This is a genomic window from Micropruina sp. (assembly GCF_047606365.1).
Classification (GTDB): domain Bacteria; phylum Actinomycetota; class Actinomycetes; order Propionibacteriales; family Propionibacteriaceae; genus Micropruina.
This window is the reverse complement of the sequence record NZ_JASGEN010000105.1, coordinates 99122-120732: the sequence shown is the minus strand read 5'-3', so window position 1 is coordinate 120732 and position 21611 is coordinate 99122. Positions and strand designations below refer to the sequence as shown.

At 64.8% G+C, this 21611-nt stretch carries 23 protein-coding genes and 1 tRNA gene; 12 read left to right on the top strand and 12 right to left on the bottom strand.

The window, feature by feature from the left end; all coding sequences use genetic code 11:
* The first annotated feature begins 96 nt into the window (after nt 1-96).
* Together QM624_RS12665 and QM624_RS12660 are read left to right on the top strand one after the other, a co-directional pair.
* Nucleotides 97-1005, top strand: coding sequence for a carbohydrate ABC transporter permease (locus tag QM624_RS12665; protein ID WP_298132995.1), 909 nt, complete (start codon nt 97-99; stop codon nt 1003-1005).
* The gene (locus QM624_RS12660) at nt 1002-1895 is read left to right on the top strand and encodes a carbohydrate ABC transporter permease (protein WP_415092330.1); all 894 of its coding nucleotides are present in this window, start codon (nt 1002-1004) and stop codon (nt 1893-1895) included. Before QM624_RS12665 ends, QM624_RS12660 begins: the two co-directional genes overlap by 4 nt.
* On the opposite strand, the gene QM624_RS12655 is transcribed toward QM624_RS12660, so the two are convergent.
* Nucleotides 1856-2779 (bottom strand): LysR family transcriptional regulator, encoded by a 924-nt coding sequence (locus tag QM624_RS12655; protein ID WP_415092328.1) that lies wholly within the window; start codon nt 2777-2779, stop codon nt 1856-1858. The genes QM624_RS12660 and QM624_RS12655 overlap by 40 nt on opposite strands.
* A gap of 82 nt (nt 2780-2861) precedes the next feature.
* On the opposite strand from QM624_RS12655, the gene QM624_RS12650 reads away from it, so the two are divergent.
* Entirely contained in the window at nt 2862-3791 is a 930-nt protein-coding gene (locus QM624_RS12650) for an EamA family transporter (protein ID WP_415092326.1), read from the top strand.
* A gap of 85 nt (nt 3792-3876) precedes the next feature.
* Here the strand turns inward: QM624_RS12650 and ppk2 are convergent, their stop codons facing one another.
* Nucleotides 3877-4800 (bottom strand): polyphosphate kinase 2, encoded by a 924-nt coding sequence (gene ppk2 / locus QM624_RS12645; protein ID WP_415092324.1) that lies wholly within the window; start codon nt 4798-4800, stop codon nt 3877-3879.
* Nucleotides 4801-4934: 134 nt separating this feature from the next.
* Here ppk2 and orn point away from each other — a divergent pair, with 134 nt between their 5' ends.
* Nucleotides 4935-5570 carry an oligoribonuclease gene (gene orn, locus QM624_RS12640; RefSeq protein WP_415092322.1) on the top strand — a complete coding sequence of 212 codons (636 nt, stop codon included), beginning with the start codon at nt 4935-4937 and terminating at the stop codon, nt 5568-5570.
* A gap of 130 nt (nt 5571-5700) precedes the next feature.
* Nucleotides 5701-5776: transfer RNA gene (locus tag QM624_RS12635), tRNA-His, on the top strand.
* 103 nt (nt 5777-5879) lie between these two features.
* On the opposite strand, the gene QM624_RS12630 is transcribed toward QM624_RS12635, so the two are convergent.
* On the bottom strand, nt 5880-6245 hold the full coding sequence (locus tag QM624_RS12630; protein ID WP_415092320.1) for a hypothetical protein: 366 nt from the start codon (nt 6243-6245) through the stop codon (nt 5880-5882).
* Nucleotides 6246-6690: 445 nt separating this feature from the next.
* The gene (locus tag QM624_RS12625) at nt 6691-8097 is read right to left on the bottom strand and encodes an MFS transporter (RefSeq protein ID WP_415092318.1); all 1407 of its coding nucleotides are present in this window, start codon (nt 8095-8097) and stop codon (nt 6691-6693) included.
* A gap of 414 nt (nt 8098-8511) precedes the next feature.
* Between QM624_RS12625 and QM624_RS12620 the strand changes: the two genes are divergently transcribed.
* The 4 genes from QM624_RS12620 to QM624_RS12605 are packed head-to-tail and all read left to right on the top strand — an operon-like array spanning nt 8512 to nt 11457.
* A complete protein-coding gene (locus QM624_RS12620; protein WP_415092316.1) occupies nt 8512-9159 on the top strand; it encodes a bifunctional 4-hydroxy-2-oxoglutarate aldolase/2-dehydro-3-deoxy-phosphogluconate aldolase in 648 nt (215 codons plus the stop codon).
* Complete coding sequence (locus QM624_RS12615) at nt 9156-9776, top strand: AAA family ATPase (protein WP_415092314.1); 621 nt, start codon at nt 9156-9158, stop codon at nt 9774-9776. Before QM624_RS12620 ends, QM624_RS12615 begins: the two co-directional genes overlap by 4 nt.
* On the top strand, nt 9773-10612 hold the full coding sequence (locus QM624_RS12610) for a shikimate dehydrogenase family protein (RefSeq protein WP_415092312.1): 840 nt from the start codon (nt 9773-9775) through the stop codon (nt 10610-10612). The genes QM624_RS12615 and QM624_RS12610 overlap by 4 nt, the downstream gene beginning before the upstream one ends.
* Before the next feature lie 56 nt (nt 10613-10668).
* Nucleotides 10669-11457: an SDR family NAD(P)-dependent oxidoreductase gene (locus QM624_RS12605; protein ID WP_415092310.1), complete on the top strand. Its 789-nt coding sequence runs from the start codon at nt 10669-10671 to the stop codon at nt 11455-11457.
* Between the two features lie 349 nt (nt 11458-11806).
* Here QM624_RS12605 and QM624_RS12600 read toward each other — a convergent pair whose 3' ends face one another.
* From QM624_RS12600 to QM624_RS12565, 8 genes are all read right to left on the bottom strand, one after another.
* Nucleotides 11807-12619: a sugar phosphate isomerase/epimerase family protein gene (locus QM624_RS12600; RefSeq protein ID WP_415092308.1), complete on the bottom strand. Its 813-nt coding sequence runs from the start codon at nt 12617-12619 to the stop codon at nt 11807-11809.
* Nucleotides 12620-12685: 66 nt separating this feature from the next.
* Complete coding sequence (locus QM624_RS12595; protein ID WP_415092306.1) at nt 12686-13675, bottom strand: Gfo/Idh/MocA family protein; 990 nt, start codon at nt 13673-13675, stop codon at nt 12686-12688.
* A complete protein-coding gene (locus tag QM624_RS12590) occupies nt 13672-14559 on the bottom strand; it encodes a sugar phosphate isomerase/epimerase family protein (protein WP_415092304.1) in 888 nt (295 codons plus the stop codon). Before QM624_RS12590 ends, QM624_RS12595 begins: the two co-directional genes overlap by 4 nt.
* Complete coding sequence (locus QM624_RS12585; RefSeq protein ID WP_415092302.1) at nt 14556-15074, bottom strand: VOC family protein; 519 nt, start codon at nt 15072-15074, stop codon at nt 14556-14558. The genes QM624_RS12590 and QM624_RS12585 overlap by 4 nt, the downstream gene beginning before the upstream one ends.
* A 29-nt stretch (nt 15075-15103) precedes the next feature.
* Nucleotides 15104-16099 (bottom strand): LacI family DNA-binding transcriptional regulator, encoded by a 996-nt coding sequence (locus QM624_RS12580; protein WP_415092300.1) that lies wholly within the window; start codon nt 16097-16099, stop codon nt 15104-15106.
* A 10-nt stretch (nt 16100-16109) separates the two neighbouring features.
* Nucleotides 16110-17171, bottom strand: a complete 1062-nt coding sequence (locus QM624_RS12575; protein WP_415092298.1) for a Gfo/Idh/MocA family protein — start codon at nt 17169-17171, stop codon at nt 16110-16112.
* Nucleotides 17172-17670: 499 nt separating this feature from the next.
* A complete protein-coding gene (locus QM624_RS12570) occupies nt 17671-18780 on the bottom strand; it encodes a PLP-dependent cysteine synthase family protein (RefSeq protein WP_415092296.1) in 1110 nt (369 codons plus the stop codon).
* A gap of 76 nt (nt 18781-18856) precedes the next feature.
* Nucleotides 18857-19873 (bottom strand): D-cysteine desulfhydrase, encoded by a 1017-nt coding sequence (locus tag QM624_RS12565; protein ID WP_415092294.1) that lies wholly within the window; start codon nt 19871-19873, stop codon nt 18857-18859.
* Between the two features lie 150 nt (nt 19874-20023).
* Here QM624_RS12565 and QM624_RS12560 point away from each other — a divergent pair, with 150 nt between their 5' ends.
* From QM624_RS12560 to QM624_RS12550, 3 genes are all read left to right on the top strand, one after another.
* A complete protein-coding gene (locus QM624_RS12560) occupies nt 20024-20299 on the top strand; it encodes a hypothetical protein (protein WP_415092292.1) in 276 nt (91 codons plus the stop codon).
* On the top strand, nt 20292-20738 hold the full coding sequence (locus QM624_RS12555) for a type II toxin-antitoxin system VapC family toxin (protein WP_415092290.1): 447 nt from the start codon (nt 20292-20294) through the stop codon (nt 20736-20738). Before QM624_RS12560 ends, QM624_RS12555 begins: the two co-directional genes overlap by 8 nt.
* 188 nt (nt 20739-20926) lie before the next feature.
* Entirely contained in the window at nt 20927-21526 is a 600-nt protein-coding gene (locus tag QM624_RS12550) for a TetR/AcrR family transcriptional regulator (RefSeq protein WP_415092288.1), read from the top strand.
* Nucleotides 21527-21611: the final 85 nt, after the last annotated feature.

Genomic DNA, 21611 nt, shown 5'->3' with positions numbered 1-21611 from the left:
GAAGATGCCAACCAGGATGATCGAGGGGCTCACCAGCAGCAGTCCGGGGCCCCAGGTACGCAGCCGTCGCACCCCACCACAACGTGAGGAGGTCGGATGCGACGGCTGCGTACCTGGGGCCCCGGACTGCTGCTGGTGAGCCCCTCGATCATCCTGGTTGGCATCTTCGTGTACGGGCTGATCGGGCTGAACGTGCAGACCTCGCTGGCCGAGACCCGTGACCGGATCACCAACCGGATCACCAATCCCGGCGGCGTGGCCAACTACCTCAACCTGCTCGGCGACGACCGCTACCAGCACGCCTTGTGGAACCTGCTGGTGCTCACCGTCGTATTCATGGTGGGCACCATGCTGTTCGGCCTGCTGTGGGCGGTGCTGCTGGAGCGTGGGGTGACCGGTGAGGGTGCGTTCCGGTCGATCTACCTGTTCCCGATGGCGATCTCGTTCGTGGCAGCAGGTGTGGCATGGCGCTGGCTGCTGTCGCCGGCGCAGGGCCCCGATCAGGCGATCGGCCTCAACCAGTTGTTCCTGAAGCTGGGCATGCCCTGGCTGCAGAGCAGTTGGTGGTCCAGCGACAGCAGTTTCAACATGGCGGCGATGGCGATCCCGGCGATCTGGCAGCTGTCGGGTTACATCATGGCGCTGTTCCTGGCCGGGTTCCGGGGCATTTCGGACGACCAGCGCGAGGCTGCCCGGGTGGACGGCGCCAGCGAATGGCAGCTGTACCGGTATGTGTTGTTCCCGCAGGTTTCGCCGGTGGCATTGTCGGCGCTGATCATTCTCGGGCACATGTCGATGAAGATGTTCGACCTGATCTATTCCATCGCCGGCGCCAACTCGTACACCGCCGAGGTACCTGCCACGTTCATGTGGATCCAGTTGTTCCCGCAATCGAATCCGACCGGTGCGGCCGCCAACGCCACGGTCATTCTGGCGATCGTCGCCATCGTGGTGATCCCCTACCTGATCTACACCAACCACACCGAGAAGGACGGACGGGCATGACGGTCACCGCTGACACGCTCACCGCGTCCCCGGTATCGGCGCCGCGGCACGGACGGCGCCGGATCACGCCGATGAAGACGGTGCAGTTCCTGCTGCTGCTGGCGTTCGCCTGCGCCGTGCTGATTCCGCTGTACGTGGTGCTGGTGACCAGTTTCAAGGGCGGCGCGGACGTCTCGGCGGCCACCGCCTGGGACCTGCCGCACATCTTCTCCACCGAAGGCTGGTCCTCGGCCATCACCCGGCTGGCACCAGCCCTGGGCCGCTCGCTGGTGCTGGCCATCAGCGCCGCCGTGCTGTCGTCCATTCTCGGTTCGCTGAACGGCTATGTCTTCGCCAAGTGGAAGTTCCCCGGCGCCGACATCGTGTTCACCGCGTTCCTGTTCGGCATGTTCATTCCCTATCAGGCGGTGATGATTCCGCTGCAGAAGATGCTGCTCGAGATCCAGACCCACGGGTTCGCCTGGATCGACGGCATTCCGAAGCTGATCCTGGTACACACCATCTACGGCATTCCGATCTGCACCCTGATCTTCCGCAACTACTACGCCACCGCGGTGCCGACCGAGATTCTCGAAGCGGCCCGGGTGGACGGCGCCGGCATGCTGCGGATCTATTGGTCGATCGTGTTGCCGGTCTCGATTCCCGGTTTTGTGGTGACGCTGATCTGGCAGTTCACCTCGGCCTGGAACGACTTCCTGTTCGCGCTGTTCCTCACCTCGCCGCGCAACGGTCCGGTGACCTATGCGTTGCAGGAGTTGGCCGGTGGTCAGAACCCCGACTATCCGTCGATCATGGCCGGTGTGCTGGTGGCGTCACTGCCGACCCTGCTGGTCTACATCGCGCTCGGGCGCTACTTCATCAGCGGCCTGATGAGCGGTTCGGTGAAGTAGGACGCTCGCTGCAACTCGGTCAGCGCGAGGCGTAGCGGCGGCCAGGACTGGCGTCCCTTCTTCACCCAGGCGAAGGTGCGCATGGTGACCGACGGGTGGCGCAGCGGAATCAGCGTGATCCCGTCCCGCACCCTGCGGGCCATCGGAAGCAGTCCGACGCCCGCGCCGGAGCGCACCAGGTCGTCGACCAGGTCGAGGCTGTCGGCGTAGTGGGTGATTCGCGGCTCGAAGCCGGCCATCGCCGCCACCACGCGAAGCACTGTTTCCTCCCGGCTGTTCCGCGGGTTCCCGATCCAGTCCCGGTCGCGGTGGCGGGCGAACACCTCGACCGCGGTGAGACCTGGATCGAGCGGCTGCATGGCGGGAACGGCCAGCCCCCAGTCCGTCTCCCACAGCGGCTCGACGGCGAAGGCCGGATCGACCCGTTCGGGCGCCAGGGTGTAGTCGTAGACCAGCGCCAGGTCGATCCGGTTCGCCACCAGCCACTCGGAGGCCTCCCCCGGCTCCAACTCGTGCACCGCCATCGTCAACGCCGGATTCGTCTCCGCCAACCGGGTGAGCAGCGGCACCACGACCCGCCGCAATGCCGAGGCGTAGCCGGCGATCCGCAGCAGGCCAGCGGGCTCGGCGTCCGGGTTCAACTCGGCCCGGGCAGCCTCGACCGCGGCCAGGATGGTCACCGCGTGATCAGCCAGCCGCCGTCCCTCCGCGGTCAGCCGGACGCCCCGGCCGTCCGGCTCGATCAGCGGCACACCCATTTCCCGCGACAGGGTCGCGATCTGCTGAGAGACGGTGGACACCCGGGTCTGCATCACGTCGGCGACGGCGCTCATCGAGCCCAGCCTGGCGAATTCCAGCAGGACGGCGAGGCGTTTCAGATCCATCCTCTGATCGTACGTGTTTCGTGAACATATTGGACAGAAATATCCGTTAGACACAAACGATGGGAACGGATGGGATAGAGACATGCACGCCTCGATCCCTACCCAACTGTCCACCTCTGCCCGCTCGGGGGCGATGCTCGCGCTGACCTCGATGCTCTGCGCGCAGATCGGGCTGGCCGGGTCGGTGCGCTTCCTCGATCACCTCGGGGCGCAGGGCTCGACCTGGCTGCGGCTCACCTGGACGGCTGTGATCATCGTCGTCATCGTTCGCCCGTGGCGGTTGCGCTTCTCGGCCGCCACGCTGCGTACCGGCGCGCTGCTCGGCCTGGCCACGGCCGGGATGGGAACGATGTTCATGGCCGCGGCGATGCGCATTCCGCTGGGCACCGCCAGCGCGATCGAGTTCCTCGGCGCCCTGTCCGTTGCGGCCTGGGGCGCCCGGCAGCGCAACGGCTGGATCTGGCCGCTGGCCGCAGCCGTCGGCGTCCTGCTGATGACCCGGCCGTGGCTGGGCGATTTCGACCTGCTGGGCGTCGGTTACGCGCTGGCCGGCGCCGGTTGTTACGCCGCGTACATCCTGTGCACCCAGCGGGTCGGCGACGAGACCGGAGGGGTCTCCGGGCTGGCCATCTCAATGCCGGTCGCCGCCCTGGTCAGCACGCTGTTCGTCCCGACGAGCGCGGTCACTGCGCTGAGCTGGCAGACCGTCGCCATCGGCCTGCTGCTGGCCGCTCTGGTGCCGCTGCTGCCGTTCACCCTGGAGATGCTGGCGCTGCGCCGGCTCACCGCGGGAGCCTTCGCCACCCTGCTGTGTTTCGAACCGGCCTTCGGGCTCATCCTGGGCCTGTTGCTGCTCGGCCAGGTGCCCAGCCTGACCAGCGTGGCCGGCCTGGTCTGCGTGGTGATCGCCGGCATGGGCGCGGTCAACGGCGGCAGTCGCGAGGACGAGTCAGACGAGCGCACTCAGAGCACCGACGATCGCCACCTCGAGCCGGTACCCGCGCACTGCTGACCGGCAGCCCGCCGTCCGAACCCGAAACAGCCGGACGGCGCCCGGCCTGCTGGCCGAGCGCCGTCCGACTCGTCGTGTGTGGTGGTCAGTCGTCGGAGGATTCGCGTCCCCGACGCACGATCAACGGATCGGGGGCGTAGACCACCGAGGAGTCCTTGCCCTCGTAGTCGAACTGGTTCAGGAAGGCCCGCATGGCGTTGATCCGGGCACGCTTCTTGTCGTTGCTGCGAATGGTGGTCCACGGAGCGTGCTTGGTGTCGGTGCGCGCGAACATGGCCTCCTTGGCGGCCGAGTAGGCCTCCCACTTGTCCAGGGACTCCAGATCCATCGGCGACAGCTTCCAGCGCCGCACCGGGTCGATCTGCCGGATCGCGAACCGGGTGCGCTGCTCGCGGCGGGTCACCGAGAACCAGAACTTGGTGATGTGGATGCCCGACTCCTGCAGCATGCGCTCGAACTTCGGGGCGTGCTGCATGAACGTCTCGTACTGGTCGTTGCTGCAGAACCCCATCACCCGCTCGACGCCGGCCCGGTTGTACCAAGAGCGGTCGAACAGCACGATCTCGCCGCTGGTCGGGAAGTGCCGGATGTAGCGCTGGAAGTACCACTGCCCCAGCTCGTCGCTGGACGGCTTGGTCAGCGCCACGACCCGGGCGGCCCGCGGGTTCAGGTGCTCGATGAACCGCTTGATGGTGCCGCCCTTGCCGGCGGCGTCGCGGCCCTCGAAGAGGATGAGGTGCTTCAGCCCGTTGTCCTGGCCGTGGTACTGGAACTTCAGCAGCTCGACCTGCAGTTGGTACTTCTCCAGCTCGTACTCCTCGCGGCTCATCAGCTCGTCGTAGGGGTAGTCCTCACGCCAGGTCTCGACCGCACGGCCGCCCGGATCGATCAACTCCGGATCGGCGCTCTGGCTGTCGCCCACCGTGTACCCGGCCGCGACCAGCTTGTCGATGAATTCGCGCAGGTTGTCGTCGGCATCGGGCTGGAGCTCGTCCAGGTCCATCGTCATGGGTTCCTCCCACCTCGGCTGAGGCTGCCCAGCCTATTGCCTCCAGGCGTTCCGTCCAGTCGTACGACGCCTCGACACGTGGTCAACATCTTTGGACACCTGAGCATCATCTTCTGGCCACTAGAGTGTGGCCCGTGGGTGACCTTCTGGTGTGGATCGATTGCGAAATGACCGGGCTCGACCTCACCAGGGACGTCCTGATCGAAGTGGCCGCGCTGGTCACCGACGGTGAGCTCAACGTCCTCGGCGACGGCGTCGATGTCGTGATCAAGCCGACCCCTGCCGCGCTGGAGCAGATGAGCGACTTCGTGCGCGAGATGCACGCGAAGTCCGGGCTGCTGCCACTGCTTGATGACGGGGTCGACCTCGAGACCGCCGAGCAGCAGGTGCTCGACTACATCCGCGAACACGTCCCGAATCCGCGGACGGCGCCGCTGGCCGGCAACACCATCGGCACCGACCGGGCGTTCCTGGCGCGCGACATGCCGACCCTCGAGGCGCACGTGCACTACCGCAACGTGGACGTCTCCAGCATCAAGGAACTGGCCCGCCGCTGGTACCCGCGGGCCTACTACAACACGCCCGCCAAGTCGGGGAACCACCGCGCACTCGCCGACATCCGCGAGTCCATCGAAGAGCTGCGCTACTACCGGCAGGCCGTTTTCGTCACGCCGCCCGGCCTCTCCACCGCCGAGTTGAAGCGCATCGCCGCCATCCATCAGGGCGCGCTGAGCGCGCCCGCACCGGTGGTCGAGGACGACAACAGCTAGGAAGCACCAGCCGCTGGTTGAGCTTGTCGAACCCATACCCCTACCCCGACGGACGCCCTTCGGCGATTGGCGCCGCGGGACGTAGGTGTCCTAGACTGTCCTAGCCGTGACGCCCGTTCGTCACGACATGGTGGGTATAGCTCAGCTGGTAGAGCACCTGGTTGTGGTCCAGGATGTCGCGGGTTCAAGTCCCGTTACTCACCCCAAACAACTTTGGCCCCTGACTTCCCAGTCAGGGGCCAAAGTGTTTCCGTGAGGTACCTACATGCAGGCTCAATCCTCGTTGCAGGCGGGGCTCCGGTAACTCTGTTAAGCCACACTCACGGTGTCCGCGCGCAGAATCGACATGTAGGTCGCCTGCGTGTCCCGCGACTCCCATGCCCCCTTAGTGTGGGCGGTGAGCTTGGGCAGGTCCTCTTCACTGTGCTCGGCCACACGTTTGGGTTGTATGACCCGACCCGCAGAAGGTGCTCGACGTCGAAAATCGTTCGTCCCCGACGCCTTCACGAGCACGGTGGGCTTCTGCTGTGAGATGCGAAGGCCAAGCTCGAACAGGACATTGGGGTTGTGCTCGGTGAGGTCGACCAGCACGAGGTCGGCGTTGAGGAGGTCATTCACGATGGTCGCCTGGATCACATCCGAGCCCAGTGTGGATAACGTCGATGTGGTGGCCAATCGTTGGTCACTACGGCGAGTCCGAACCGGCCGAGCAAGCGGTCTCACCGCCCGCAGGTGATGCCCACGTCCAGATAGATCACACGGCCATAGCTCACTCGCTCTGCGATAGCCCGTTCGCGGTGGAGTTCGAAGGCACTCGGGGCGATCCGGTCGCACGGCGCTCGCTGCAGCATCGGCGGCGACATTGCATCCCCCTCCGCAACATCGGAATGATCGTGGCGATGCCGTTTGGTTGCATACGTCCGCCGCTGCGCCCTTGCGGGTTGGCCTTGCCAGGCTGAGTGCGGCCACTGAGCGGACATTCTGGCAACTCTTCCCCCGGCCTCGACCTGACGGCTGTTTGTGTGGTCGGATCACTAACGAAGCAAACCTGGGCGATGGGAGGTGACATACCTCCCATCGCTCGGAGACTCCTCGTCAGGTCACATACTTAGCGGCGCCTTCATGATCGTCCGGCGTCACGCATGGCGGCCTCTTCCAACTCGCCCTCCACCACTTCCTCATCTTTGAGCGCGACCGTCGCCCGAGGCGTCTTACTACCTGTCTCCGGGAGGGTGAAGTACACGGCGAGGCAGATGGCGACGATCACAATCATGTAGATGGCGACATACATGGGGTGCCCCGAATCGACGAATACTGCGGCAATCAAGGGGGCAGTACCACCGAAGATGGCGATCACCAACTGATGGGCGAAACCGATGCCCGACACCCGGACCGACGCCGGGAACAGTTCCGCCTGGATTGTCGGGTAGATCGATTGCCAGATGCCCAAGACAAGCCATCCTGATGCAGCGACTACGACGTAGACCCAGAAACCCGGCTGGTTGAGCAGGAGCAGAAGAGGGTAGAAGAGGACGATCATGCCGATCGCTCCCACGATGGGGAAGATCTTGCGTCGACCGAGCCGATCCGACAGCGCTCCGCAGACCGGCACGACGATGACCAGCAGGGTGAGCCCGATGACGCTGCCGACCAGGGTGGACGCACTGTCCCGGCCACTGGTGAGCTGGGCGTAGGTGGGCAGGAAGGTCGCCCACGTGTAGTAGGCCACCGCTGGCGCGGACAGCGCCGCCGTCTGCAGCAGTGCCTTCGGGTGCTCACGGAGCAGAGCCCACAGGCGCGCGGGTGCCGACTTCTTGTCCACAAGGGAGCTCGCCTCAAACTCCTGGGTCTCTTCGGCGCGGGCTCGCATGACAAGACCCACCACACCTAGAAGGCCGCCCACGACGAACGGGATCCGCCATCCCCAGGCCGCGAGTTCGGCCGGCGTGAAAGATGCGGCAACAATCGCAGCGGCTCCAGTTGCGGCGAGTGTCGCCAGGCCGCTTGCCATATTCGAGAAGGAGCCGAACAGGCCTCTCCTGTGCGGTGGGGCGTGCTCGACCATGAAGGAGATAGCACTCTGCGCCTCGGCGCCGGCCGAGATGCCCTGCATGATCCTGGCGATCATAAAGAGGACAGGCGCCGCGTAGCCGATCGTGTGGTAGCCGGGAGTGAGTCCGATAATCAGGGCACCGAGCGCCATCCCCGACACGGCCAGCGTGAGAACGATCTTGCGGCCGTAGCGGTCAGCCAGCGGCGAGATGATGATCCCGCTGAAGGGACGGACCACAAATCCGATCGCGTACGTCAACAATGCCGCGATGAGCGAAGCAAACTGGGAGTCGCTGGGAAAGATCGCTGGGGCGAACACCGCGGCCAGCAAACCGTAGACGTACCAGTCGTACCACTCGACGAAATGGCCGATCGTGCCTGCGAGCAGGTTGACGGAGCTGTGAGGTCGATTCGGGACTTCAGTGAGCTCTGGAGGGCTTGCGGTCCCGAGATCGTCTGGTGAGTTTGTCGTCATTGAGCACTCCTTGGTTGGGCGTGGTTCGGTACTGGGCAGGCGGCTGGTGCCGCGCCGGCATCGTCAGGACTCTGTCGTGGGACGTGACCCGTTCCCGTCGGCAAACCCTCGCCAAGAGGGCCAAGCCAGCGGTGCGGACAGCGCCATGTTTCTGGATTGGTCGAGCTCTTCCTCCGGCCTCCGGCCCTATAAGCCGTCGCCAGCAACCGCTCCAGGTCTTCTGCAAACTGCTCCCGATCCGCGCCGAGACCTGTCTAGGTTCAGGCGTCCGTCCAGGCGGATCCCAGCTGGGCACCCAGGGCGCAAGAGCCATGGACATCTCCCCAATGAGATCGATTGCTGAGATCGGTTGCAGTGACCCTAGGCAGCATGCAACCATTTGTCAATCACGCTTCTTGAGGAGAGGGAACACAGATGTTCGCCAAGCTTCAGACCCTGCGTACGATCGATGATTCGGGCGCTGTGCTCATCGTTCGGCTGCCCGATACGGAGAGTGCCGAGCGTGTCGCGCACGCCGCAATCGAAGGCGGTTTCCGGGCGCTGGAGATCACGCTCTCCGTCCCCGGGGCCGTCGAGCTCATCCATCGGTTGGCTTCTCGGTACGCACCGGACGGCGTCGCAGTGGGGGCGGGCACCGTACTCGACGGATACACCGCGCACGAGTGCATCCGAGCTGGCGCGGCCTTCTTGGTCAGCCCCCAGCTCAACTCCGAGATGATCCGGGTCGCCAACCGGCACCAGGTGCCAACCATCAGCGGCGCCTTCACCCCGACCGAGATGCTCGAGACCGCTGAGGCCGGTGCGGACATCGTCAAGATGTTCCCGACCGAGAACGCAGGCATCTCCTACGCCAAAGCGGTGCTTGCGCCGCTGGCGCATCTGCCGATCATGCCCGCCGGTGGCGTGACCGTGGAGAACGTGAAGGACTGGTTCGCCGCTGGCGTGACAGCAGTCGGCGTAGGCAGCGCGGTCACCAAGGCGTGGCAGCCAGACGGCGACTTCACCAGGGTGGCGGGAGCCGCTCGCGACTTCTTAATGGCCGTGCGGGACGCGCGCAAATGAACGCGCCGACCCTGCAGATCGTCATTGGCACTGCGGGCTCAGGCAAGTCGACGATCGCTCAGCGCTTGGCCCGACAGCACGGCGCCGCCTACCTCGATAAGGATGCGATGAGCTCGCGGTTCGTCGAGGCCGCGCTGGCGTCCGCCGGCTATGACCCCGGCGACCGCGAAGCCAACGCGTTCTACCGCGACAACATCTTGCCCCTCGAGTACGACTCACTGCTCGACGTCACGGGGGCCAATCTCCGCCTTGGCTGCCATGTGGTCGTCGACGCACCGTTCACCCCCTACCTTTCCGACCCTAGTTTCATAGCCGCGGCCGCTGAGCGCTTTGACTGGCCGCCAGTCGAGGTGGACGTGATCCAGGTCCGAGTCTCCCCAACGACGTTGCAGGACAGGCTGCGCAAACGCGGCCTTGAACGCGACCAGTTCAAACTCGCCCACTGGGACGAGTACTGGGCTGCGCACGGCGGGGCTCGATGTGCATGGACCGATGTTCGGCTGTCAGAGCTCGTCAATGACGAGGACGAAGCGCTGAAGCCAGCTACGGTCCACGACAAGCCGGTCCCGGTCGACCCCGAACGCGGACGCCGCTGCACGGACACAGGCGCCCGATGATCAGCGGAACGACCACCCTCATCGCGCACCTGGGCTACCCCACGCACACGTTCAAGTCGTCGCTGATCTGCAACCCGTGGTTTGAGGAGAACGGTATCGATGCAGCGGTCGTCCCGATGGGGGTCAGGGCCGAGGACTATCTAGCCGTTTTCCGGTCTCTGTTCACTCTCACTAACATCCGTGGCGCACTTATCACCATGCCGCACAAGGTCACCACGATGGACTTGGCGGACGAGATCAGCCCGACCGCCAGAATGGCCGGGGCCACGAACGCCATCCTGCGGAGGGAGGACGGGTCGCTCCTCGCCGACCAGTTCGACGGTGCCGGCTTCGTGCGGGGCATGCTGCGCAAGGGATTCGACCCGTCCGGGAAACGCGCGCTGGTTGTAGGAAACGGCGGAGTCGGTTCCCCGATCGCCGCCTCGTTAGCTGGCCTCGGACTGGCGGAGATCGGCCTATTCGACCCCAACGCAGCCGCTTCTGACGAACTCGCCGACCGCATCAGCCTGACCCACCCGGGCGTGAGGGTGGTGGTCGGATCCAAGGATCCCGACGGCTACGACGTGATTGTGAACGCCACTCCCATCGGCATGAACGAGGACGATCCCCTTCCTGTCGACGTCGAGCGCATCGCTCCCGGTTCGTACGTCGGGGACGTGGTGCTCAAGACTGACATCACCCCGTTCCTCCAGGCGGCCAAGGACAGGGGCTGCACGGTCCAGGTCGGCAGCGACATGCTGTTCGAGCTGATTCCGGCATACCTGGAGTTCTTTGGCTACGAGGGCGCCACACCTAACCAGCTGCGTGCAGCTGCGCGCCGACCGCGGCCTGCGTAAACAGTCATGGGTCTCAAGTTGGGCCACGTTAATCCCTATTTGAAGGAGTGTTCGCAATGAGAGTTCTAGTGAGTGGTGGAAGTAGCGGGATCGGTGCGGCTACATGCATGAGGCTCGCCGAGGCAGCTCTTGCCAGGGGCAAGCAACCGCAGATCGCCGTGTGCGGACAGAAGAAGACCGCTACACAAGGAGAGGTTGTCCAGGCAATCAAGTCGCTAGGGGGTACCGCCATTGCACTGGTGGGAGACATTAGTGACCCAGATGTTCCACGACAGCTTGTGGACGCGGCCACGGCTGAGTTCGATGGTCTGGACGCGCTGGTGGCCAATGCGGGGGTCGCTAGCCCAGCCCAAATATGCGAGTTGTCTGTCGAGGACTGGGACAGGATGTTAGCGGTCAACCTGCGCAGCGCGTGGCTCCTGGCCAAAGCAAGTCATCCGCACCTCAAGCGCAGTCGCGGTGCGGCTTGTTTCACATCCTCGATGTCCGGTCAGCAACCGCATGCCGGATCAGGTGCGTACAGCCCAAGCAAGGCGGCTTTGACGATGCTGGCCCATACGCTTGCCTTGGAGTGGGCGCCTGACGGCATTCGCGTCAATGTCGTCTCTCCGGGAATGACACATACGCCCATGACGGAAAAGATGTACGCTGACCCCAAGATCAAAGAAGCACGTGAAGCACTCATTCCGCTAGGCCGGATTGGTGACCCGATAGACATTGCGAACGTGATCGAGTTTCTGGTCAGCCCACTGTCCGGCTATGTGACGGGTCAAGACATCTGTGTCGACGGCGGCTTCTCCAAGTCGATCCTTAGCCATATCCCCGGTCGGCCAAGCTCCAACTGAGGGGTGCGACGGCACAGAGGGAGGTCGGCCTCTCGGTCGGTCGTGGTGCTCGTCTGCGGCATCTCGCGGCGCCGCAGACGAGCAGGAACCGTGGGTTCGCCGCGCTAACCACAATGTTGTCGACGATCACCGCCGCGCGAACCACAGCACTGGTCGGCTTGTAGGCCAATCGACTTCCCGGATTCCCCGACAAGCACGAGGCAGCGCATCGCTCGGTTGCTGGGTCAACTCGGCGGCGCCACCCCTCGACGCATTCACTGCGACATCAGTTGTGTTCTGGCCGCCCAATCACTTGTGCGGCCGGGGTGCCCCTGCACCGGGACAGAGCACTGTCCCCCGCTGGCCTCAGTCAGTCGCCTAGCTTCCAACCTCTACTCGCGAGATCCTGCATCGCTTGGCTGAACTCGCTCAACGTGTCTTCTTCGCGGATGATCTCAAGAACGACATTCTCGACTCCGCATGTTTCCTCGACGGCACTGCCCAGCCCTTCCCAATCGATCACGCCGGTGCCAATTGGGTCATGACCCCAGATATCCACCCCGGTGTCCGAGATATGTACGAGGCCGATAGCCTCATGGTACGAGAGGAGACCAGCCACTGGGTCATCCTCGATGTAGGCAGCATTGGCGGCGTCGAATACGATCTTCAGCACATCGTCGTTGACCGTTCGGACGATGCCCGCGAGGTCCTCAATGGTGGGAGTGAAGCAATAGGGAGTATTTTCCATAAGGAGCCGCGTGCCAGCCTGCCTAGCCATGGGAATTAGCTCATCTAGGCTCTCGTACATCCACCCGTACGTCCTCTCCAGCGAAGGCGAGATCATGGGGCGGCGCGTGCCGGGTGATATTACTACCTCGTGCACATCCCACGCGACGGCCAAGTCGATCACCGACTTGATGTGCTCGACGCTCTTCCGCCGCATGTTGGCTCCGGGGCTTGCCAGGTTGATGTCGTATCCGCCGGCATTTAACGATCTGATTGACGCTCCGCAGTCGGCGAGCCTTGTCTTCGCCGCCGTCCGCTCAGCTGCGGAAATCTCGTCTGGCCAGCAGTGCGGCGAGCTGATCGGAACCTCGAAGGTCTTGTACCCATTTTCGGTCAACTCAGCGATTGCATCGATCGCTGTGGACGACCACAGATACGAAAATGTGTTGATAATCACGTCGAAAAGTTCCTCTCGTTATAACTGTCAAGGACTGCTTGGCCCATGCCGGAGGCCTGGTCGCCGTCACTTCTTGGCGTGACTGCTCCAGACCCGTCCCGGTTGCTCGTCGGTCGGCAGCCCGGCCACGTCGAGGATGCGGTCAAGGAGCAGCTGGGTCTTCACTGCATCGGCACCAGACGTGAGTGGTTCACCGCGGTCCCGCACCCGGTCCAGAAAGTGGTGAACTGCACCGGCGAACCCGAAGGTCTGCGTTGCAGTTGCCCAGCCAAAGGCCTCCGGTGACATTTCGCGGACGGTCGTCCCTTCGGGCCGGCTGATCGAGATGCGGTCTGGCGCGATGACGTTCGCGCTTGCCCCGTCGCCGTAGGCGTCGAGCTTCTCGCTCCAGCCGCCGGCGTTACGGGCGCCCACGATCACACCGGAGTGACCGTTGTCGAACCGGATGAGCGCCGTCACACCGTCCTCCTGCCAGCGGTCCTCACCAGCTGAGTGAGCACTGACGTCGACGACCTCCCCGCCGCAGTACCAACGCAGCAGGTCGACCATGTGGATCGCGTTCTCGAAGGTGGCGCGGTACTCCGATCCTGCTCGGTTCTTCTGGGCTACACAGAAGGTCGCGCCACTCTCCCCGAATGCCGCGCGGCCGGCCTGGTAAACCGGGGCGAACCGACGGTTGAACCCGACCATGAGCACCCGTTCCCGTGCGTGCGCCAACGCAGCTAGCGACTGCGCGTCGGACACGCCGGTCGCCAGCGGCTTTTCGCAGAAGACGTCGACACCGGCCTCCAGCGCGAGTCGCGTGGCGTGGACGTGCTCCGACCGGGGCGTCAGTACGAACAACGCGTCCAGTTCCTCCGCCTCGAGCAACGCCTCAACCGTCGGAAAGGCACGGTGAAAGCCCCAGCGCCGCATGAGCGGTTGTGGATCATCCTTCCGAGTGACCACTGCCCGAAGCTCCACATCGTCACGTGCCACGAGAGTGGGGAGTTGGGCGATGCTCGCGATGTTGCCGGCGCCCGCCACGCCGATGCGCAGCATGCCTGCCCTGGTCATGCGGACACCTCGGCGAGCATCTCACGGAGCGTGAGCGCGGATTCCTTGAAGCCGATTGCTGGGTCGGGCAGGTCCTGAGGGTGCCACCGGTACTCGTACTCAAGTGAAAGCACGTCGTCGTAACCGCGGCGGACGAGCTCAGTGAGAATGTCGCGCCAAGGCACGATGCCCGTGCCTACGGTCCGGGAGATGACGGCCCGTTCCTCGGCCTTGACCCTGGCGGTATCTGAGGCGTGGAAGGGCGCCTCGGGGTCTTTGAAGACCAGATCCTTCACATGTACGTGGCCGATGAGATCGCCTTGAACCGCAAGTGCCTCCCGCCAGGCCTCATCGTGGGTGAAGGTCAGGTTGGCCTGGTCGTACAGGACTCGAACAGAGGGGCTTCCGACCTCGCTGACGAGGCGAGCGGTGTCGTCTGCGGTCTGTGTCATGGTGCCGAAGTGGTTCTCGACGCACAGCATCACGCCTGCGTCTGCAGCCTCGGACGCGAGGGTCACCAGCGCGCTGCGGAGCTGCTCCCAGTGCCGGGCGTGATCCACATCTCCCGGGTGCCAGGCGCCTGCGTACACCCGGACACGAGTGGCGCCAACGGTGTGCGCAGCCTCGATACATTCCCGGAATTCATCGACTCCCCGCCGCCAGCTTGAAGCGTCGACGCTGTTGATGGCGGTCGTGTACGGAGTAAGTGCAACGATGGGGACACCCTCAGCCTCGGCGATCGCGGCAGCCCGCTGTGCAGAGCGCGGGTCGGACGGGCTAATGGCGGCCGGGTAGTCATCCTGGTAGATGACTTCGGCGGCGTCGAGACCTGCCGTGGCGAAGAGGCTCAGCGCCTGCGAGAGGTCACGGCCCGGAGTTCCCAGGGTGTGTCCGGCGATAATCATGAGATCGGAGTGCTCCTTCTTGGTAGGCGGTTCCAGTCCGCCGGGCCGACGAGGTTCGGGGGGTTCTGCACGCGGGACCGGTCCACGAGTTCCATGAGCAGGCCCCAAGGCGTGACGAAGTAGGTCCACCGATTGCCGGCCACGAGGGGGCTGTCAGGCCCGACTTCCTTGCGGCCGCCGAGAATGCGAACGCCGGAGATCGTGCTGAGGTGGGCGATCGCCACGTCGACATCGTCGACGACGAAGCAGAGGTGATGGCCGCCGCGGTCGCTATGACGAGGATGCTCGGTCCTCTGGTCCACGGACTCCCACTCGAACAGCTCGACGTTCAGATTCGGCGGCAGCCGCAGCATCGCGAGCTCAAGGACAGCGTCAGATGGGACTTCGAAGTGCGCAGGCATGAACGACGGGTCGGGCCCACGCCGGGAGCGGTAGAGCTCCTCCGCCCCGAGGACCTCGACGAAGAAGCGCACCGCCTCGTCGAGGTCTGGGACCGTGTAGGCAGCATGGTCCACGTGCCGCAGCCCAGGCAGCAACGGGCTTGTCATCGGGCCGGCCCGGTCGAAGAACGGACGAGCAGCTGCGGCTGGAGCACCACGTGCTCGATCGGGCCGCCGTTCGCCGCTTGCTGGGCCAGGTGTATCGCTATACGGCCCATCTCGCCGATTGGCTGTTGCACCGAGGTCAGCGGCGGGTTGCTGCTGGCACCGAGCGGGAGACCGTCGAAGCCCACTACCGAGACATCGCCGGGAACCGACATCCCCCGCGAGCCAAGTGCGCTGATGAGTCCGAAGGCGATCTGGTCGTTGCCCGCGACCACGGCGGTCGGCCTCTCACGCAGGTTCACGAGCTCCTCCGCGGCACGTTCGCCGGCCTCTACGCCGATAACGCTGCTACCGAGTTCGAGCGGCGTCATCCCGTGCTTCTCCGCCAGCTTCCGATAGGCCTCGCGCCGGTCTGCAGCCGTGTGTGTCCCAGCGATTCCCGACACATAGGCAATCGAGGTGTGCCCGAGCTCGAACAAATGGTCCAACGCGAGCTCGATCCCTGTCGCACTGTCGACCGTCACTGTGGATGTGTCGTCGCCGGGCTCAACCCGGTCAATGACGACCAGCCGCCTCCCGAATCCGTGGAACTCGAACTCGGCGGGATCCACTTGGGCGTAGGGAGCGATCACGGCGAACGGCGCGTACATCGCCTGCATGGCGTCGAGGTATCGGGCCGTGGCGTCGGCGTCACCCTGCGTCACGCACAGCACCAGCTGGTAGCCACGCTCACCCGCGGCGGCTGTCATGGCCTTTGTGAGTTCAGCGAAGTAGGGGTTGGTGATGTCGGGGACGACCAGAGGCACCAGGGTGCTGACCTTGGTTCTAAGCGCCTGGGCGAACGGGCTCATCGTGTAACCCAGGGAGGCAGCCACCCGGAGAACGTGATCTCGGGTCTCTCGCTTGACGGCCTCCGGACGGGAGAACGCTCTCGAGACCGTCGACCTGTGGACCCCGGCCGCCGCCGCTACCTCTTCAATGTTGGGTGTGGACACCGTTTCTCCTCTATCTGCCGTGCGCGTACGCGTACGCGTCCCAGATGACGGCCATCGTCGTCTCGAGATCGCTGATCCGCGGGAGCTCCACGAAACCACGATTCAGCTGCTCGGCCACCTGGTCGACGAACACTCCGTACAACGTGTCGCTGTCCACGTCGAAGTGAGCGGTCTCCGTAGTGCCGTCCACGGAGGTGAACGACGCGCTCCCGTCCGACCAGATGGTCGCAGCCCCTGCGGCGCCGATCCGCATGAATGAGCAGTGTCGCTTGAGCGGTGACCCCGGGAACGCATAGCCCACCTCGATCGTGGCGATCCGTCCGTCGGCCGTGGTCAGCGTCATGGAGGCGTAGTCCTCGACCTGGCTGTGGTGCAGGGTCGACGACAAGGCTGCAGTCACTGCGACTTCCTCAGCGCCAGCCGAGCGGAGGAAAAGATCCACGAAGTGCGGAGCGAGGTTGACCAGGCACCCGCCGCCGGCGCGCTCGACATCGAGCATCCACGGGCTGCCGTTGACGAGGTATCGGCTGGGCGGGCCTGCGATGAACTGGACACTTTCGTAGACCGAGCGGCCAGCCTTGGCCAGCCATCGGTCGGTCGGACCTCCCCGTTGCACGAGAACCACAGTGATCGGAACCCCAGCGGCGTCCGCAGCGACCCGGACGTCGATCAGCTCCTGCAACGACAACCCAGCCGGCTTCTCCAAGACGATCGGGATACGCCGAGCGATGAGAGCCAAGCAGACCTCGCGCATCCTGTCATGTGGCACGAAGACGTACGCCAGCTCAGCGTCCCCGTGGGCCGCGAGGGCTTCCTCCCAGGACTGATAGAGAGGTGCGTTCCAGAGATCGGCAAGCTGCTTCGAGCGCGGCGAGTCGGCGTCACTGACCCCCACGACGTCGTGGCATGCGGCAATCCGCGGTGCACACAGGGGCATGTGCCAGTGCGATGCGCCGAAGACAATCGTCCTAGCCCTATCCATATTGGCGCACCGACACGGCTGAAAATTTCGTCGACGAACCCCGTGGCCGCACTTCACGGCGTCCGCGCCACACGCGATCACCACAACCATCAACAGCAGCGGGAATCACATGAACGACGCATCTCGGCGACAACTGATGCCGCGCAACGTACCTGACACTCAGATCTCCAAGGGTCGTAGTCATGAACTCCCCTTTGAGATCGGTTGCAGAGATCGGTTGCAGCAAACCGTAGTTGAGGGTCACTTGCCTGTCAACTCATCGGGGCCGCACGCAACGCGAAGCTCAGCGACCACGCAGCTGTGGGACATGCAGGCCAGCAGCGAGTTGCCGCTTCGGTCGGCTTCTGACGGCCACTGTAAGTGGCGGGAGGCTCGAGACTTAGCGGCCATCTGGCCCAGCCGGTCACATGAACAGCCGGAACTGATAGGTGCCGTCCGGGCGCACCGGCACCCTGCCGATGATTCGCGCAAGCCGCTCCCTGGATGAGGCAGTCTCTAAGCTCCGGACCCACCCACCACCCATTCTTGGGCCACGCCCTTGGCGACGTGACACTCAGGGTGAGTCCCACCGGAGGGCTGATCGCCGGCGTCACGTATCCAGATCGCCGCACGTCGCCAACGGAGGCAAGGGCCCGCCGTCGACGGCCTCTGCGATCACCTGGTCGGCGCCCTCGACGTCAATACCTTCTCGTTCGTACCAGCCTGTGTCGTAGTAGCTGTGGGCATACCGGGCGCCACTGTCACAGAGGATGCTGACGATTGATCCCGTGCGGCCCGCCGCGTGCATCGCCTGGGCAGCGAGCAGGACGCCGACGAAGTTGGTGCCGGTCGAGCCGCCCACGCGGCGACCGAGTACTGAGCTGACATGACGCATGGCCGCGAGGCTGAGTGCGTCGGGAACCTTGACCATCGCGTCCACACAGCTTGCGATGAAACTTGCCTCGACGCGAGGGCGTCCGATGCCTTCGATCCGCGAACCGCCCGTCGACGTCAGCGAGGCGTCGGGACGGCCTGCGCGGGCGCTGCTGTAGTAGTCGAAGAAGACCGAGATCTCCGGGTCGGCACACAACACCCGGGTGTCGTAGCACCGGTAGCGCGCGTAGCGCCCCAACGTCGCACTGGTGCCGCCGGTCCCCGGGCTGCAAACTATCCAGGCCGGTATGGGGTGCGGCTCCTGGGTCATCTGCTTGTAGATCGACTCGGCGATGTTGTTGTTGGCCCGCCAATCGGTGGCCCGTTCGGCATAAGCGAACTGATCCATGAAGTGACCGCCGGTGGTGCGGGCCAGTAGTTCTGCTTGGGCGTGAATGTCGCGCGGGTTGTCGACCAGGTGGCAACGTCCGCCCTGGAACTCGATGGCGGCGATCTTCTCCGGCGAGGTCGATGCCGGCATGACCGCGATGAACGGCAGGCCCAACAGCCGCGAGAAATAGGCTTCGGACACTGCCGTCGAGCCACTCGATGCCTCGATCACCGTGCTGTCCGGATTCAGCCAGCCGTTCGCCAGTGCGTAGAGGAACAGCGAGCGGGCCAACCGGTGCTTGAGGCTGCCGGTCGGGTGACTCGACTCATCCTTCAGATACACGTCGATTCCGGGATAGCCGGGAAAATCGAGCGGAATGAGGTGGGTGTCCGCCGACCGTCGGACATCGGCTTCGATCTTCCGGATGGCGGTTGTCGTCCAATGGTGCCGGGTCATGTCAGCCCGATGCGGTGAGGAGACCGCGGAGAGACAACTGTTCTCAGCGCAATTCGGCGTTGCTGCTGGTGCCGCATCATTGCGTCCTACAGGCATCCTGATAGGCGAACAATGCCGGCGCTCCCCCGGTGTGCAGGAAAAGCACGGGCCCTTCCCCATCGATCCGGTCGCGTTGGATTCCGTCCAGCAGGCCCGCCATTGCTTTGCCCGTGTAAACCGGGTCGAGCAACAGGCCCTCGGTTTGGGCGAGCAGGCGAATGGCATTCGTGCCAGCCGCGTTGGCTTCGCCGTACCTCGGGGCGAAATACTCGTCCCACAGTTCAATGCGAAGGTCCGCAGGGACCTCGATACCGAGCAACGCGCTCGTAGCCTCGACGAGGCGTTGGACGTTGGCCCGCTGCGCGTCGGCGCTACGCGACACGGTGACCCCGATGATGGACGTCGCCGGGAGCGCGTGGGCGAGGGCGAGAGCAAGGCCGGCATGGGTGCCTGCGCTGCCGGAGGGAAGCACGACGGCAGAAAAGGCGAGGTCGTTCGCACGGGCCTGCTGCGCGATCTCCATGCCCGCACGCACGTAGCCCAGCGCGCCGAGCGCATTCGAGCCGCCGACTGGAATGACATAGGGCCGGCGTCCCTGCTCACGCAGTTGCTGAGCGACATCGTCGAGTTGCCGGTCGGCGTCCTCGAGACTGCCCACATTCATCACTTGCGCAGCGAACAGATCCAGCAGGAGCCGGTTGCCGCTTCTCAGGTAGTCGTCGCGTGAGGTGCCGATCGGGTTCTCCAGCAGGGCGACGCAGCCCAGGCCGAGTTGCGCGGCGAGCGCAGCGGTTTGCCGGACGTGGTTGGACTGGATGGCCCCGGCAGTCACCAGCACGTCCGCCTTCTCACGCAGAGCGTCGGCGGCAAGGTACTCAAGCTTGCGCAGCTTGTTGCCGCCCATGGCGAGCGGCGTCACGTCGTCGCGCTTGACGTAGACCGCGCGGCCGAGGCGATCAGAGAGTCGAGGAAGGTGCTGAAGGGGCGTCGGCCCGTCGAGCAAGCTCAGCCGAGCGAAGCCGTCCAGCCTCGATGAGAGTCGCTTGATACTCATGCTGTCCCTTTGCGCGCGGAGAGCGCCAGATCACCGGCCGTTCGGTCACCGACCCTACTTGAACGCAGCCCGCTGCCGTCGCCTCCGCCGCAGTCAAACCTCGTGACCGGCGTCACTTCAATAGATTAGTATTAATGCTAGAATCTGGTCATGAAGACCATCTCGCTCACGGAGTTCAACCAGAACCCCTCGCGCGCGACCCGGCTCGCCGACGACGACGAGGTGGTCATCATGCGCCGAGGAAGCGCCGCCTATCGGCTCACTCGCATCGCCGACGAGCCCACCGACCCGGTCGAGGCACTGGTCCGCGCCGGGCTACTCGCCCCCCCTCGCAAGACCCGCCGTGCCACGGAACGCAGAACCGCGCCCACGACGGCCGATGTCGGTGCCGCACTCGACGACGACCGGTCCCGCCTCGATGGCTGACAAACAGACCTGGTACGTCGACTCATCTGTCCTCGTGCGGGCGATCGTCGAACAGTCACCAGCAGCGCGGGCATGGTTCGAAGACGTCTCCCGGCGCGGCGACGCCTTCATCGCGTCTCGAGTGATGGAACTGGAGGTGCGTCGGGTCACGAAGAACGCCGCCATCGACCAGGACATCGTCACCGAATATGTGGACGAGTTCTTCCTGATGAACGTCAACGACGAGCTAATCGCGGAGGCCATCGCCCTCGACGAGCGGCTGGGTGGCGCCGACTCGATTCATGTCGCGTCCGCACTGCGACTCGGCCCCACCGCGCTCACACTGGTGACCCACGACAGGCAGATGGCAGTCGCCGCCCGCAATCTCGGATTCACGATCCTCGACCCGGTGACCGACGACCCCGGCCGCGGCCCTGTCGATCACGATCTCGGGCCGTAGCCAACTCGCGGGAGCGCCATGAAGCTCGCCATCTCCGACTGAACTACTCCGAACCCCAACCCAGGTGCATTCCCGGACAGCGCGCCGATACTCGGGATAGCTCTGTTCCACTGACATCCGCATTCCAGAGTTCCCCAGACGACATACGCTACGGAGCGTAGTTGCTTGAGGGACTGGACGGAGTCCGCATGACCCAGCGGGAGGGACGCGCGCCACGGGATACGAGGCGCGCTCGGACGGACGCCCGCCTGGCCGAGACGGTGGGCGACCTCCTGGGCCGGCTCAGCTACGCGGGCCTGACGATCGAACGGGTCGCGTCGGAGTCGGGCGTGGCGAAGACGACGATCTACCGCCGCTGGGGCACCAAAGCCGAAATGGTCTTCGACTTGGCGATCCATCGCGCAGAGGAGCAACCATCGATCGACACTGGCTCGCTGGCCGGCGACATCGCGGTACTAGCTGGCCGGGCCGTGCGCTTGGTGGCAGCAGAGCCCGGCCGCGCCGTACTTCCTGGCCTGCTCGCCGACATGTCCGGCGACAGCGAGCTCACCGACCGACTGCGACAGGGCTTCATCGCCGCCGCACGCGATGACATCGCGGTCATCCTCGACCGAGCGGAGGGGCGTGGAGAACTCTCCACCGGAGCGAGCGTGACCGATGTCCATGCCGCGCTGCTGGGCATCCCATACGCGCAGGTTCACCTGCTCGGTCGGAACGACATTGACGCTCTGACTGGCTCACTCACCGCGCAGCTGTTGGCAGTTCTGCACGCACGCCCCTCCGACTGAGAGCCAGACAGGAACCCCACGGACCTCACCGACCTTCGCGATCTCACTGCTACGCTACGTTTCGTAGCATAAACCGAGGAGGCAT

Bases quoted from the DNA above. Each gene is read 5' to 3' on its own strand.
- QM624_RS12665 (WP_298132995.1), top strand. From the start codon at position 97: ATGCGACGGCTGCGTACCTGGGGCCCCGGACTGCTGCTGGTGAGCCCC.
- QM624_RS12660 (WP_415092330.1), top strand. From the start codon at position 1,002: ATGACGGTCACCGCTGACACGCTCACCGCGTCCCCGGTATCGGCGCCG.
- QM624_RS12655 (WP_415092328.1), bottom strand. From the start codon at position 2,779: ATGGATCTGAAACGCCTCGCCGTCCTGCTGGAATTCGCCAGGCTGGGC.
- QM624_RS12650 (WP_415092326.1), top strand. From the start codon at position 2,862: ATGCACGCCTCGATCCCTACCCAACTGTCCACCTCTGCCCGCTCGGGG.
- ppk2 (WP_415092324.1), bottom strand. From the start codon at position 4,800: ATGACGATGGACCTGGACGAGCTCCAGCCCGATGCCGACGACAACCTG.
- QM624_RS12625 (WP_415092318.1), bottom strand. From the start codon at position 8,097: ATGACGACAAACTCACCAGACGATCTCGGGACCGCAAGCCCTCCAGAG.
- QM624_RS12620 (WP_415092316.1), top strand. From the start codon at position 8,512: ATGTTCGCCAAGCTTCAGACCCTGCGTACGATCGATGATTCGGGCGCT.
- QM624_RS12615 (WP_415092314.1), top strand. From the start codon at position 9,156: ATGAACGCGCCGACCCTGCAGATCGTCATTGGCACTGCGGGCTCAGGC.
- QM624_RS12610 (WP_415092312.1), top strand. From the start codon at position 9,773: ATGATCAGCGGAACGACCACCCTCATCGCGCACCTGGGCTACCCCACG.
- QM624_RS12605 (WP_415092310.1), top strand. From the start codon at position 10,669: ATGAGAGTTCTAGTGAGTGGTGGAAGTAGCGGGATCGGTGCGGCTACA.
- QM624_RS12595 (WP_415092306.1), bottom strand. From the start codon at position 13,675: ATGACCAGGGCAGGCATGCTGCGCATCGGCGTGGCGGGCGCCGGCAAC.
- QM624_RS12590 (WP_415092304.1), bottom strand. From the start codon at position 14,559: ATGATTATCGCCGGACACACCCTGGGAACTCCGGGCCGTGACCTCTCG.
- QM624_RS12575 (WP_415092298.1), bottom strand. From the start codon at position 17,171: ATGGTTGTGGTGATCGCGTGTGGCGCGGACGCCGTGAAGTGCGGCCAC.
- QM624_RS12570 (WP_415092296.1), bottom strand. From the start codon at position 18,780: ATGACCCGGCACCATTGGACGACAACCGCCATCCGGAAGATCGAAGCC.
- QM624_RS12565 (WP_415092294.1), bottom strand. From the start codon at position 19,873: ATGAGTATCAAGCGACTCTCATCGAGGCTGGACGGCTTCGCTCGGCTG.
- QM624_RS12560 (WP_415092292.1), top strand. From the start codon at position 20,024: ATGAAGACCATCTCGCTCACGGAGTTCAACCAGAACCCCTCGCGCGCG.
- QM624_RS12555 (WP_415092290.1), top strand. From the start codon at position 20,292: ATGGCTGACAAACAGACCTGGTACGTCGACTCATCTGTCCTCGTGCGG.
- QM624_RS12550 (WP_415092288.1), top strand. From the start codon at position 20,927: ATGACCCAGCGGGAGGGACGCGCGCCACGGGATACGAGGCGCGCTCGG.